The 12,726-nt window shown below is 73.1% G+C and carries 11 protein-coding genes; all 11 read right to left on the bottom strand.

Features of this window, described 5'->3' with window-relative positions; all coding sequences use genetic code 11:
* Positions 1-1,170: lipopolysaccharide biosynthesis protein (locus tag DLJ47_RS06745; protein ID WP_109899199.1), on the bottom strand; the 1,170-nt coding region annotated here is incomplete at its 3' end.
* A complete protein-coding gene (locus DLJ47_RS06740) occupies positions 1,163-1,711 on the bottom strand; it encodes an acyltransferase (protein WP_109899198.1) in 549 nt (182 codons plus the stop codon). The genes DLJ47_RS06740 and DLJ47_RS06745, both read right to left, overlap by 8 nt.
* Before the next feature lie 89 nt (positions 1,712-1,800).
* Positions 1,801-3,732 carry a hypothetical protein gene (locus tag DLJ47_RS06735; protein ID WP_109899197.1) on the bottom strand — a complete coding sequence of 644 codons (1,932 nt, stop codon included), beginning with the start codon at positions 3,730-3,732 and terminating at the stop codon, positions 1,801-1,803.
* Positions 3,733-3,954: 222 nt separating this feature from the next.
* Positions 3,955-5,646 carry a glycoside hydrolase gene (locus DLJ47_RS06730; RefSeq protein ID WP_109899196.1) on the bottom strand — a complete coding sequence of 564 codons (1,692 nt, stop codon included), beginning with the start codon at positions 5,644-5,646 and terminating at the stop codon, positions 3,955-3,957.
* Positions 5,647-5,781: 135 nt separating this feature from the next.
* Entirely contained in the window at positions 5,782-6,600 is an 819-nt protein-coding gene (locus tag DLJ47_RS06725) for a shikimate dehydrogenase (RefSeq protein ID WP_109899195.1), read from the bottom strand.
* Positions 6,600-7,796 carry an endolytic transglycosylase MltG gene (mltG, locus tag DLJ47_RS06720; protein ID WP_109899194.1) on the bottom strand — a complete coding sequence of 399 codons (1,197 nt, stop codon included), beginning with the start codon at positions 7,794-7,796 and terminating at the stop codon, positions 6,600-6,602. The genes DLJ47_RS06725 and mltG overlap by 1 nt, the downstream gene beginning before the upstream one ends.
* Positions 7,796-8,254, bottom strand: coding sequence for a Holliday junction resolvase RuvX (gene ruvX / locus DLJ47_RS06715; protein ID WP_109899193.1), 459 nt, complete (start codon positions 8,252-8,254; stop codon positions 7,796-7,798). The genes mltG and ruvX overlap by 1 nt, the downstream gene beginning before the upstream one ends.
* 73 nt (positions 8,255-8,327) lie before the next feature.
* A complete protein-coding gene (gene alaS, locus DLJ47_RS06710) occupies positions 8,328-11,006 on the bottom strand; it encodes an alanine--tRNA ligase (protein ID WP_109899192.1) in 2,679 nt (892 codons plus the stop codon).
* Positions 11,003-11,308 carry a hypothetical protein gene (locus DLJ47_RS06705; RefSeq protein WP_088994829.1) on the bottom strand — a complete coding sequence of 102 codons (306 nt, stop codon included), beginning with the start codon at positions 11,306-11,308 and terminating at the stop codon, positions 11,003-11,005. The genes alaS and DLJ47_RS06705 overlap by 4 nt, the downstream gene beginning before the upstream one ends.
* A 26-nt stretch (positions 11,309-11,334) precedes the next feature.
* A complete protein-coding gene (locus tag DLJ47_RS06700) occupies positions 11,335-11,796 on the bottom strand; it encodes a DUF948 domain-containing protein (RefSeq protein WP_088994830.1) in 462 nt (153 codons plus the stop codon).
* A 151-nt stretch (positions 11,797-11,947) separates the two neighbouring features.
* Positions 11,948-12,571: a hypothetical protein gene (locus tag DLJ47_RS06695; RefSeq protein ID WP_109899200.1), complete on the bottom strand. Its 624-nt coding sequence runs from the start codon at positions 12,569-12,571 to the stop codon at positions 11,948-11,950.
* Positions 12,572-12,726 lie beyond the last annotated feature (155 nt).

Genomic DNA, 12,726 nt, shown 5'->3' with positions numbered 1-12,726 from the left:
GGGCACCACCGGGCGGGCCGGGTCGACGCCGGCCGGCAGCCGCGCCCGGTCGGCCAGCACGGCGCCGCGCAGCCGCTCGGCGCGGCCGTGGTCGTCCGCCACGAAGACCTCCCGACCCCCGGCGGCCAGCGCCACCGCCAGGCCGGCGGTGAGCGCCGTGGCGTCCTCCCGGGGGGTCAGCAGCGCGACCCGGGCGGGTTGGCGCACCCGCTCGGCGACGGCCATCGCCACGTACCGCACGTCGGCGTCGACCGCCCGCCCGGCGCGCGGGTGGCGGCGCCGGACGGTGCCGAGCAGCGGCAGCCCGGTGGCGTCGCGCACCTCGGCGACCGACCGGACGCGGCGGTCCGCCGACTCCCGGACGTACGCCAGCACCACTCCGGCCAGCAGGCCGCCGAGCAGCCCGGCGAGCAGGTGCAGGGATCGGTGCCCGGGCGCGGAGACCAGCGTCCGGTCGGCGGTCCGGGTGACCCAGCCGGGGTTGACGTCGACCGCCGCGATCTCGGTACGCGCCGAGTTGAGCTGGGCGAGCTGGTTGTTGATTCCGGCCAGTTCGGCCACCGTGGCGTCGACCGCGCCGTCCCGGGCGCCGCCGATCCGCTTCTGCAGGGCGCTCTGCTGGGCGGCCACCCGGGCGATGCTGTCGTCGTACGAGCGCAGCATCTCCGCGCGCTGCTTCTCGTACATGGCGCGGCGCACGTCGAGGTAGGCACGGGCGGCGAGGTTGGCGCTCTCCACCGCCTGCCGGGGATCGGACGCGCGGTAGCCGAAGCGCAGGATCTGCCCGCCGGTGGGCACCTCCACCTCCAGCGCGTCGCGCACCTCGCGCGGGTCCCGGCCGCCGGCGTCGGCCAGCCGTTGCACCACCTCGGTGCCGGTGGCGATGCCGCTCTCCACGTTCATGTTGACCGCCCGGTCGGCGGCGGCCCCGCTGGGGGTGAAGGCGTCGGTGACCACCGGCCGGACCGCCACCACCGCGTTGGCGGTGACCGCTGCCGGGACCAGGAGCAGGTAGCCCGCGGCGGCCAGCAGGCCGACCGCGGCCACCGCGGCCACCAGCCGGAACCGGTGCAGCGGCACGCGGAGCAGGTCGGTCAGGGTGACCGTGCGGGCGGGCGGGGACCCGCCCCCGGCGTCGCCGGGCCAGGGACCGCCAGAAGCGTCAGCCATCGAACTTCTTCACCATCTGTTGGGGGTTGCCGACCACCACCACCCGCGGCGGCACGTCCGTACGGACCACCGTCGCCGCGCCCACCACGGCGTCCCGGCCGATCCGTACGCCCTTGAGCACCAGCGCGTGGGCGCCGATCCAGACGTTCTCCTCGACCACTATCGGCGCGCGGGTGGCCGAGGTCGGCGGGTCGTGCCGTAGGCCCGGGGACAGGTTGTGGAAGTCGCTGTCCAGCAGTTCGCAGTTCGACAGCAGGCACCGGTCGCCGATGGTGACCGAACTCCAGGTGCCGATCCAGGTCGCGTTGAGCAGGCAGTCGACGCCGACCCGGACCTCGCCGGGGCCGGCGAACCGGACCAGCTTGTTCAGCCGGGTGCGGTCGCCGATGCTGACCCGCACCCCCCGGCGCAGCCGGATCCGGCCGCGGATCTCCACGCCCCGTCCGAGGGTCAGCCCCGGATAGCGCAGCCGGTACCAACTGCGCTTGACCGCGAAGACCGTCCGCACCAGGAGCCCTCGGCGGATGCCCGCGTCGACCACCGGCCCTCCTCCCTCGCCGGGACCGGTCACAGTGGATCCGCCGGCCCGACGCGCACAATCTACCGATTTTCCGTCACGAACCGTAGCCGCTACTGCACGGAGAAGAACATCGACGGAGTCGACCAGGTCAGCCCGGGCGACGGCACGGCGAGCACGGTGGCCGCCGTACCGTCGACCACCGGTGCGGCCGTCGGGTCGAACGGGACGCCGCGCAGCGTCCCGTCGGTGGCGCCGTAGACGATCCGGCCACCCACCCAGGCCATGCCCCGCACCGCAGACCAGGTCACCCCGGTGGTCGGCAGGCTGAACTCGGTGGCGCCCAGGTAGTTGCCGTCGATCTCGAAGTACCGGTAGTAGAGCGCGTTGGCGCCGGCCCGGGTGTAGTAGAGCCGGCCGTCGAGGAAGAACGCGCCGGTCATCGCCGCCGGGGTGAACCAGTCGTTGTAGCCGGACGCCTCCCACGGCACGCCGATCGCGCCGCCGGTGAACATGGAGATGTCGATCCGGCTGCCGGTGGGGGTTCCAGCCACCGCGTGCGACCAGTAGATCCGGTCGGCCACCCGCCACGTCGCGCCGGCGGCGGTGTAGTTCGGCTGGCTCACCGTGGCCGGGGCGCCGACCGGGGCGCCGTCGAACGGCACCCGGGCCAGCACGCCGCTGCCGGTGCCGAGGTAGAGGTTGCCGGTGGTCCCGGTCGGCGGGTTCTTCGGCGTGACGGCGCGCCCGCCGGCGAGCGGGAACATGCCGAGCCGGCCGTGGTACTCCTCGGCCATCGCGTCCGAGTTCTGCCCGAAGTAGAGCCCGTCGCTGCCCCGCCAGAGCACCGGAACCGCCGAGCCCCAGGTGCTGGTGCCGGGGGGGATCGAGGCGCCACCGCTGCGCCGCGGATTCCAGTTCAGCGGCAGGCCGGTGGCCGGGCTGACGGCGGCGATGCCCAGCCGGTCGATCGCGCCGGCGCCGGCCCGGTCGCTGGCGTTGGGGTTGTTCAGCCAGCGGAAGTGCCCGCCCAGGTAGATCACCCCGTCGGCCACCTCCACCGAGGTGATGGTGTCGTTGCCGGTGAAGTCGACCCAGGTGGCCAACTGCCCGCCGCCGCGGGCGGCGGTCTCGAACCGGACCAGCGCGTCGCAGTACGCGGCCGGCCAGCCGGCGCCGCCGTTCGTGCCGACCACGAACCAGCTGCCGTCGGGGCCGAACCGGAGGTCCTGCACGTAGTGCACGAAGGTGGCCGGCGCCGCGCACGGCGGCGTGAACTTCTCCGTGCTCCAGTCCAGCACGGTCGGCGTGCCGGTGAGGTCCACCAGGGCCAGTTGGTTACGGGGCAGGCCGTCGACCAGGGTGAAGTTGCCGCCGACGGCGAGCGTGCCGCCGTCCGGGGTGACGTCGATGGTCCACACGTACGACGTGGTGCCGTGCCGGCCCACGGTGGCATCGACGGTGAAGGTCGGGTCGATCGCGCCGGTGCCGGCGTCGAGCCGGCCGAGCCCGGCGTGCGCGGTGCCGTTGAGCCAGTTGAACGCGCCGGCGACGTAGAGCCAGTTGCCGTGCAGCACGAGGTCGCGCACCGTGCCGCCGTCGGAGCGCCCCTCCCAGCCACCCACTATCGCCCCGGTGCTCGGGTTGAGCGCCACCAGGTTGCGCCGGCTCACGCCGTTGACCGTCTTGAAGGTGCCGCCGACGATCAGCGTGCCGCCCGGCCCGGCGACCAGCGCGTTGACCGCGCCGTCGAGCACCGGCAGGAAGCTGGTCGAGATCGCCCCGGTGCTCCGGTCGTACGCGAAGAGGTAGCGCTGGGTGGTCCACGCCGCGCCGGCGGTCCGCCGGATCTGGGTGAAGCTGCCGCCGACGAAGACCATGGTGCCGATCTGCGCGAAGGCACGGGTCTCGCCGTCGCGGGCGTGCGGGGTGAGGTCGGCGGGGTTGGTCGAGACCAGGGTCGCCGGCGCGGGCGCCGGCACCACGGCGGCGGGCGCCGCGGCGGGCACGGCCAGCACGGCGGCGACGACGGCCAGCGCGACCATCCCGGCCCGGGCGCGGAAGCCGGCGGGACGCCGGCGGAGCGGGAGTGTGGGCACGCGGCGCCTCCAAGGTGGATGACAACCCACGTAGCGTGACCCGATGAGCACAGTGGGCGATATCCGCCGATTGGTCGGCCATCGTGTCGCCAAGGTGACGCAGCGCGAGCGCGGTCGGGGCCAGGAGAACGTGCGCGCCACCTTACGTCATCACACCGCCACTGTGGGTCAGCGTGTGCCTCCGGTCGGCTGTCGCAGATAGGCGTCCTGCCCGGCCCGGGTGAATCCGGCCAGTGCCGCGGCGTCGTGGTTCATCGTCATGTCACAACTGCTCGACCGGGTGGTCATCCCCGCCGAGTTGAAGTAGATCGCCGCCTTGATCTTCGGGTGCGCCTTGAGCGCCGCCGGGAACTGCTCGAACCAGCGCCGCTTGGCCGCCGGGTCGGCCGCGTCGAAGTTGGTGCCGAACTCGGCGAGCATCCGCGGCTTGCCGGCGCCGATGCCGTGCTCGTCCAGCCAGCGGTAGAAGCTCCCGACCGTGGTGCTCGGGCTCTTCCACACCGCGCTGCCGTTGCAGACGTGGAAGTTGTACGGGTCGTAGGCCACCCAGTCGACGTAGCGGTCGCCCGGGTAGAGGCCGGCGTAGCGGTGGTGGTGGCCGGCCCAGCCCATCATCGTCCACACCCAGACCGCGTTGTCCGCGCCGGCCGCGGCGAACCGGTCGTGCACATGCCGCCAGGCCCGGACGAAGTCCGCGTCGCTCCCCTTGACCGGCTCGTCCTCCGGCTCGTGGTCGAAGCCGAGGAAGACCGGCACCTCGGCGGCCCGGATCCGGCCGGCGACCGCGTCGATCGTCGCGTCGTACCGACCACTGTAGACATCCCGCCAGGTCAGCACGGCGCCGGCGGAGAAGATCCGGGACTCCCAGGCGAAGAAGAGCAGCCGGCCTTCGCGCAGCTGCCGCTGCTCGTACGCGTCGGGGAAGGCGCCGTTACTGCCGGTGTTGGAGAAGTCGTGGTAGCGGTGCACGATGTCGAAGGTCCGGCCAACCTGCGCCTCCACCTCGGCAACCGCCCGGCCGTGGTCCCAGCCGGCGGCGGCGCTGGCCGGCGTGTACATCCCCCACCAGGCGCCGCAGGACGGGACCAGCTTCTCCGACACCTGGCCGCAGCGGTTGCTCGGCGCACTCGGCGTCGGGCTCGGCGTGCTCCGGGTCGGGCTCGCCGTCGGCCGGCCGGCGGTGGTCGTCGGCGCGGCCGACGGGCTGGCCGGGCTGGCCGGGCTGGTCAGGGTCGAGCTGGGCCGGGTGCCGAGGTCGTAGCTGAGCAGCAGGCGGGGGCGCAGGTCGGGGTCACGGTGCTCGCTCGACGCCCAGTAGATCCGGGTGTCCAGGCCGGCCTGCGCCAGGGCGACCGTCCAGCTGCCGTTGCCGCGCACCAGCCCCGAGACGTCCCACTCGTTGAAGCCCCGCGCCACCCCGGCGACGCTGTCCAGCCTGGCGCCCGCCGGCACCGGGGTCGGCCGGGCCGCCCGGGCGTCCAGCGACGACGCGTGGGCGGTGACCGTCGCGGCGAACCGCTGCCAGGCGTACACCCGCAGGGTGGCGCGGACGTTGACCGCGTTCGCCGGCAGGTCACCGACGGTGAACGCGAGGACCGCCTCCCGGGCACCCCGGGGGTTGCCGTCGCAGCGGGCCGGGCAGGTCGCCAGCGTGCTCTTCGCGCTGTTGTCGCCGTCCTGCGGCACCGCCGTGGCCGTGGTGTCCGCGCTCGCCCGGACGGCGAGGTCGTCGGCGGCCAGCAGCGGCACCGTGGTGACCAGCAGGCCGGTCGCCACCGTGACGCCGAGGACGCCCAGCACCAGCGCCTTGCGGCGGGGGCCGGCGGGCCGGGGGCGGCGGTGCAGTCCGTGCCGAGCCAAGGCGACTCCCTGTGTCCGAAGTGGTTACGCTCAGCAGCGTATCGACGGTCACGGTACGTCGTGGCGAGGACAGTCGGACCTAAGCGCGACTTAACCGACAGCTAAGGCGTCAGCACGGAGTGCAGCGTCGGTGGGTCAGCGGGCCGCGGCGAGCGCAGCGGCCATCGCGTCGCGGGGTGCCGGGACGCCGGTGAACTGCTCGAACTGGCCGATCGCCTGGGCCAGCAGCAGGTCGAGCCCGGAGACGACCCGGCAGCCGGCCGCGCCCGCCGCGGCGGCCAGCGGCGTCGGCCACGGGTCGTAGAGCGCGTCGAAGAGCACCGTCCCGGCCCGCCAGGCCACCGCGCCGGCGAGCGGGTCGGCGACCCCCTTCGGCACGGTCGAGACCACCACGTCGGCCCGGCAGCGGTCGGCGGCGTCGGCCCAGGGCGCGCCGGCCAGCGGGACGCCGACCGCGTGGGCCACCGGGCGCAACTCCTCGACCGCCGCCGCCCGGCGGGCCACCACGGTCACCTCGCGGGCGGCCAGGCGGGCCGCCGCGGCGAGTGCCGCGCGGGCGGTGCCACCCGCGCCGAGCACCGTCACCGTGGCGCCGGCGCGCACGCCGGCCCCGGCGAGCACCTCCACCATGCCGCCGACGTCGGTGTTGTCCGCGTACCACGAGCCGTCCGGGCGGCGGACCAGCGTGTTGGCCGCGCCCACGGCGACGGCGACGGGTGAGGCGGCCGCGGCCACCGCGAGCGCCGCCTCCTTGCCCGGCATGGTCACCGACAGCCCGGCCCACTCCGGGCCCAGGCTGGCGACCAGGTCCGGCAGCTCCGCGGCGGCGCACTCGATCCGGTCGTACGACCACCCGGCCAGCCCGGCCGCCGCGTAGCCGGCGGTGTGGATCACCGGGGAGAGCGAGTGCGCGATCGGCTTCCCGAGCACCGCCGCCCGCCGTCGGACCGTCATCAGATGATCCCGGCCTCCCGGGCCTTGGCCATGTTGCGTTCGTGCTCCGAGAAGGTCTCGGCGAAGGCGGAGTGCCCCTCCTTGTCGATCGCCACGAAGAAGAGCCACTTGCCCGCCGGCGGGTCCATCGCGCCTTCCAGGGCCTGCTTGCCCGGGTTGTTGATCGGCGTCGGCACCAGGCCCTTGCGCTTGCGGTTGTACGGGTTCTTCGGGTTGTCCAGGTCGGCGGCGGTCATCTCCTTGGACGTCTTGGTGTCCTGGCCGGTCAGCTCCAGGTAGTAGTTGACAGTGACGTCCATCTCCAGGCAGTTGCACGGGAACTCGCCGAACACCCGGTTGTAGGCGACCCGGGCCACCTTGCCCAGGTCGTCCTTGTTACCCGCCTCCGCCTGGGCCAGCGATGCCACGATCAGCGCCTCGTACGGGCTGATCCCGCCGCGCTCCTTCTGCACCCGGTCGGCGAACTCCATCTGCCCGGTGACCGTCAGGAAGTTCTCCACCATCAGCTTGAGGATGCTCTCCGCGGTGGCCTTCGGCGGGATCTCGTAGGTGTCCGGGAAGAGGAAGCCCTCGATCGACGGCTTGACCTTCTGGCCGTCGGTGCGCTTGAACCACCAGTCCGGCACGCCGAGCGCCAGCGGGTCCTTCGCCGCCGTCTCGAAATCCTTCACCGGGATCTTGGTCTGCTCGGAGAGCAGCTTGTAGACGTTCTTGGCGGTGCGGCCCTCGGGGATGGTGAGGCCGTTGACGATCCGGTTCTTCAGGTCGAGCATGGCGGCGACCGCGCTCTCCCCGCTCATCTGCTTGCGCAGCTTGTACAGGCCCGGCTGGATGTTCTTGCTGCGGGAGTTGTCCGCCGCCGCCTCGACGAACGCCTTGGGGCTCTTCACCACGCCGGCAGCGTGCAGCGCGTCGGCCATGTCGGCGATCAGCGCGCCCTGCTTGATCTCGACCGTCACCTCACCGGTGCCGGTGCCGTCGTAGTCGGGCGTGACGAAGTAGTTCTGGATCCGGTCGAAGCCGTAGAAGGCGCCACCGCCGATGCCGCCGAGCAGCACCAGGGCGAGCAGCAGGGCCAGGACGGTCTTGCCCCGGCCGCCGGAACGCTTGTTGCGCTTCTTGACGAAGCCGCGCCGGTGCCGGCCCTTCTCCCCCCGCTCCTGCTCGTCGAACCCGAGGTCCAGATCCTCAATCATTACGTCCGCCTCCGCTGCGCATCCAGCCAGCTCTGCAGAATCTCCACCGCGGCGGCCTGGTCGACCACCGCCCGTTGCCGTTTCCCCCGGACGCCACGCTCGGCAAGCCTACGAGACGCCACGACCGTGGACATCCTCTCGTCGGTGAGCGCTACCGGAACAGGCGCTATTACATCGGCCAAGCGGTCAGCGTACGCCTTCACGTGGACGGCGGCCGGACCGTGCTTGCCGGCGAGGTTGACCGGAAGGCCGACCACCACCTCCACCGCCTCGTGCTCGGCGACCAGCGCGGCGAGCTCGGCGATGTCGCTCGGCACCGCGTCCGGCGCCGCGGCAAGATCGCGGGCGAGGGTGACCAGCGGGGTGGCCAGCACGCCGTGCGGGTCGGAGCGGGCGACCCCGACCCGGACCTGCCCGACGTCCACGCCGAGCCGGACACCACGCGACCCCTCCGTCACCGACGGTCACCGCCCCGGAAAAACGAACCAGGGCGGACCGGCGCGGTCCGCCCTGGTCGGGCCTGGTAGCCCATCACGCCTCGGCGATCGCCTTCTCGACCGTGAGCAGCAGGTTCGAGGCTTCCGCCGCCGGCAGCCCACCGCCCTGGGCGAGGTCGGGGCTGCCCCCGCCGCGCCCGGACAGGGCCGCCTTGACCAGGTCGGCGGCACCGATCCCCCGGCTCCGAGCGGCCGGGTTGACGGCCACCACCAGGGACGCCTTGCCGCCCGAGCGGGCGGCCACGGCGACCACCGCCGGCCGGGCCGGGTCGATCTTGCCGCGGATCTCCTGGGCCAGCGTCCGCACGTCGTTGCCGGCCGCGCCCTCCGGCGCCTCGGTGCCCACGTACGCGACGCCGCGCACATCCTTGGCCTGGGCGGCGAGCGCAGCCGCGCCGCCGAGCACCAACTGGGCGCGGAGCTTCTCCAGCTCCTTCTCGGCGTCGCGCAGCTGGGTGACCGTCTGCTCGACCCGGTCGGCGACCTGGTCGCTGGGCACCCGGTACAGCTCCGCGAGCCGGGCGACCAGCAGGTGCTCGCGGGCCAGGAAGTTGAACGCGTCCATGCCGACCAGCGCCTCGACCCGGCGCACCCCGGAGCCGATCGACGACTCGGAGAGGATCTTGACCAGGCCGAGCTGGCCGGAGCGCGCCACGTGGGTGCCGCCGCACAGCTCGCGGGCGTAGTCGCCGACTTCGACGACCCGCACCTCCTCGCCGTACTTCTCGCCGAACAGCGCCATCGCCCCGATCCGGCGCGCCTCCTCCAGCGAGGTGATGAAGGCGTGCACCTCCAGGTCGGCCAGGAGCACCTCGTTGACCTGCTGCTCGACGTCGCGCAGCACGCTCGGCGCCACCCCGGTCGGGGTGTTGAAGTCGAACCGCAGCCGCCCGGGCGCGTTCAGCGACCCGGCCTGGGTGGCGGACTCGCCGAGGAAGTTGCGCATGGTCTGGTGCACCAGGTGGGTGGCGGTGTGCGAGCGGGAGATGGCCCGCCGCCGGCTGGCGTCGATCTCGGCGAAGCCGGTCTGACCGGGCCGCACCTCGCCCCGGACCACCCGGGCCCGGTGCACGATCAGCCCGGGCACCGGCTGCTGCACGTCGAGGACCTCGACCTGGCCGTCGCCCACCGTGATCATGCCGTGGTCGGGCTGCTGCCCACCGCCCTCGGCGTAGAACGGGGTGGCGTCGAGCACCAGCTCGACCGTGTCACCCTCGACCGCCGCGCTGACCGGCCCGGCCGCGCCGAGCACCGCCCGGACGGTGGACTCCCGGGACACCTCGCTGTAGCCGGTGAACCGCACCGGGCCGCCGGCGTCGAGCACCCCGCGGTACGCCGACACATCGGCGTGCCCGGTCTTGCGCGCCTGCGCGTCGGCCTTCGCCCGGGCCCGCTGGTCGGCCATCAGCCGGCGGAAACCCTCGGCGTCGACCTGGAGCCCCTGCTCGGCCGCGATCTCCAGGGTCAGGTCGATCGGGAAGCCGTACGTGTCGTGCAGCTGGAACGCCTTCTCGCCGGAGAGGCTCTTCCCGCCCGCGGTCCGGGTCTCCGCGATCGCGGTGTCCAGGATCGTGGTGCCCGCGCGCAGGGTGGACAGGAACGCCTCCTCCTCCGCGTACGCGTAGTCGGCGATCCGGTCGAACTCGCTCGCCAGCTCCGGGTAGGACGGGGACATGCAGTCCCGGGCCACCGGCAGCAGCTCGGGCAGCGCCCGGTCCTGCCAGCCGAGCAGCCGCACCGCCCGGATCGCCCGGCGCATGATCCGGCGCAGCACGTAGCCACGCCCCTCGTTGCTCGGGGTCACCCCGTCGCCGATCAGCATCAGCGCGGTACGCACGTGGTCGGCGACCACCCGCAGCCGCACGTCGTCCGGGTGCGACTCGCTGGCCACGTGGCCGGAGTGCGCGCCGTACCGCTTCCCGGTCAGCTCGGCGGCCTTGTCCAGGATCGGCCGGACCTCGTCGATCTCGTAGAGGTTGTCGACCCCCTGCAGGATCGAGGCCATCCGCTCCAGGCCCATGCCGGTGTCGATGTTCTTCGCCGGCAGCTCACCGAGGATCGGGTAGTCCTCCTTGCCGGTGCCCGGGCCCCGCTCGTACTGCATGAAGACGAGGTTCCAGAACTCCATGTAGCGGTCCTCGTCGACCGCCGGGCCGCCCTCGCGGCCGTATTCCGGGCCGCGGTCGTAGAACAGCTCCGAGCACGGGCCGCACGGACCCGGGATGCCCATCGACCAGAAGTTGTCCGCCTTGCCGCGGCGCACGATCCGGTCGGCCGGCACGCCGACCGAGCGCCAGATGTCGTACGCCTCGTCGTCGTCGAGGTAGACCGTCGGCCAGATCCGCTCCGGGTCGAGGCCGAAGCCGCCCTGCTCCTGCGACTTCGTGACCAGGTCCCAGGCGAACGGGATCGCCCCGTCCTTGAAGTAGTCACCGAAGGAGAAGTTGCCGTTCATCTGGAAGAACGTGCCGTGCCGGCTGGTCTTGCCGACCTCGTCGATGTCCGGGGTGCGGATGCACTTCTGGACGCTCACCGCCCGCCGGTAGGACGGGGTCTGCTGGCCCAGGAAGTACGGGACGAACTGCACCATGCCGGCGTTGACGAACAGCAGGTTCGGGTCGCTGATGGCGGGCAGCGGAGCGGACGGCACCACGGTGTGACCGTTCGCCTCGAAGTGGGCGAGGTACCGCCGCTTGATCTCCGCCGTCTTCATCGCTGGTGTTCCTCCGGAAAGATCTCTCGGTCGCCGATGCGCGGGTCCTCCCGCAGCTCGGCGAACTGGTCATCGAAGGCCTCGCCGCTGGCGAACGCCTCGTGGATCTCCTGCTCGCGTTCGGCCATCCCGGTCCGGACGTCCTCCACGAAGCTACGCAGCGACTCAACCAGCCCGCCAGCCGATTGCGACAACGAGCCGGCGATCCCGGCCGGCGTGTACGCCTGGGCGGTGCGGGTCGCCTTGCGGACCACCACCACGCCGACGGCCAGGCCGATGCCCAGCCAGAACAACCGCCTCATGCTCTAACCTCCTGGTCGCCGCGCGGTCAGCGGTTACCGCGCTTGGCGGCCCGGCGCTGCTGCTTGATGGTGTCGCGCACCTCGCGCTCGGTCTCGGCGTGCCGGCGGGCGGCGGCGGCCTTGCGGACGCCGTAGCCGAAGGCCGCCACCTTGACCAACGGGTTGGCGGCCGCGGCGGAGACGACGGCGGCCAGGTTCGCCACGTTGGCGGTGATGTTCTGGGCGTGGCTGGTCATGGTGTCGACCTTGGCCAGTTGCAGGTTCACCCCGTCCAGCGAGGTCTGCACCTGCTCGAGCGCGGTGTTCACGTTCTTCACCGTGGCGTTGACGTCGCCGAGCAGCGGCGCGGTGCGGTCGTTGAGGTCGTTGATCATCCGGGTGGTGGCGTCCACGGTGTGCCGCAGCCGCAGGATGGGCAGCGTCAGGATCAACACCAGCATCGCGAACGCGATCGCCGCGATCAGCGCCGCGACCTCTCCAAAGTCCACGCCTGTCCTCCTCAACCAGGGGGTTCCGCGGACCGGACGTCCGCGAACCGCACGACCCTTACCCATGCCGGCGCTCGGCGACCCAGGACGGGCCGGCGGGAGCAGAGCGGCCCGCCAGCCCCAGACCCTACCGTCCGTGATGGAAACCGGCTCAGGACGGTGAGGGTGTCACTTCGCCCAGCGGGTCCTCGGTGAGGGTCGGGAACGGATCCTCCCCGGTGAGCGACGGGTCGGTGCTCGGCTGTGGTCGGGTCCGTTCGTCGTCGATCGCGTTGCGGACCTTCACCGACACCAACGATCCGGTGCACCCCTCCGCTGCGGCTGACGGGCTGGGCGACGGCACCACGGCCGGCTCGCCGTCGACGGGCGGTGGCGTGCAGGCCGGCTCGCGCACCCACAGGTCCAGGGTCAGCTCGTCGCGGCGCCAGCAGGTGTAGCTGCCCTTCGCCGGCTGCTCCGGGCAGCGGGCCACCTTCCACGGGCGCCAGCCGTCGGCGGTCAGCGCCGCCTCGTACGCCCGGGCGGTGTCCTCCGGCGAGCCCTCCGAGGTGACCGTGCGTTCGCGCAGCCGGCAGTCCAGCAGGCACCAGCGGCTGCCGCTGACGTCGTCGACCGTCTTCACCGCCGCCCAGCTCGGCACGTTCAGCTGGTCGAGGGTGTCGAACACCGGGTCGCGGCTGAGCGTACGGATGCCGAAGAAGAGCGGGACGGCGCCGAGCAGCACCACGCTCACCAGGGCCAGTACGGCCATCCGGAGCCGGCGCCGCTCGCGCATCTGCCGGCGCAGTTCGGACCGGGCGCCGCGCAGCCCGCCGGCGGCCGGAGTGTCCTGCTCCACCGGATCCGGGTCGGCGGCGCGGCGCAGCGGCGCCCCGCCGACCGGCTCGGGCTCCGGCCGGTGGGCGGTCGGCTCCGGCGGCGGCACCACCG

The sequence above is a fragment of the Micromonospora sp. S4605 genome (assembly GCF_003176715.1).
Lineage (GTDB): Bacteria > Actinomycetota > Actinomycetes > Mycobacteriales > Micromonosporaceae > Micromonospora > Micromonospora echinaurantiaca.
This window is presented reverse-complemented; position numbering and strand designations above follow the sequence as displayed.

Bases quoted from the DNA above. Each gene is read 5' to 3' on its own strand.
- DLJ47_RS06735 (WP_109899197.1), bottom strand. From the start codon at position 3,732: ATGGTCGCGCTGGCCGTCGTCGCCGCCGTGCTGGCCGTGCCCGCCGCG.
- DLJ47_RS06725 (WP_109899195.1), bottom strand. From the start codon at position 6,600: ATGACGGTCCGACGGCGGGCGGCGGTGCTCGGGAAGCCGATCGCGCAC.
- mltG (WP_109899194.1), bottom strand. From the start codon at position 7,796: ATGATTGAGGATCTGGACCTCGGGTTCGACGAGCAGGAGCGGGGGGAG.
- alaS (WP_109899192.1), bottom strand. From the start codon at position 11,006: ATGAAGACGGCGGAGATCAAGCGGCGGTACCTCGCCCACTTCGAGGCG.
- DLJ47_RS06705 (WP_088994829.1), bottom strand. From the start codon at position 11,308: ATGAGGCGGTTGTTCTGGCTGGGCATCGGCCTGGCCGTCGGCGTGGTG.
- DLJ47_RS06695 (WP_109899200.1), bottom strand. From the start codon at position 12,571: ATGCGCGAGCGGCGCCGGCTCCGGATGGCCGTACTGGCCCTGGTGAGC.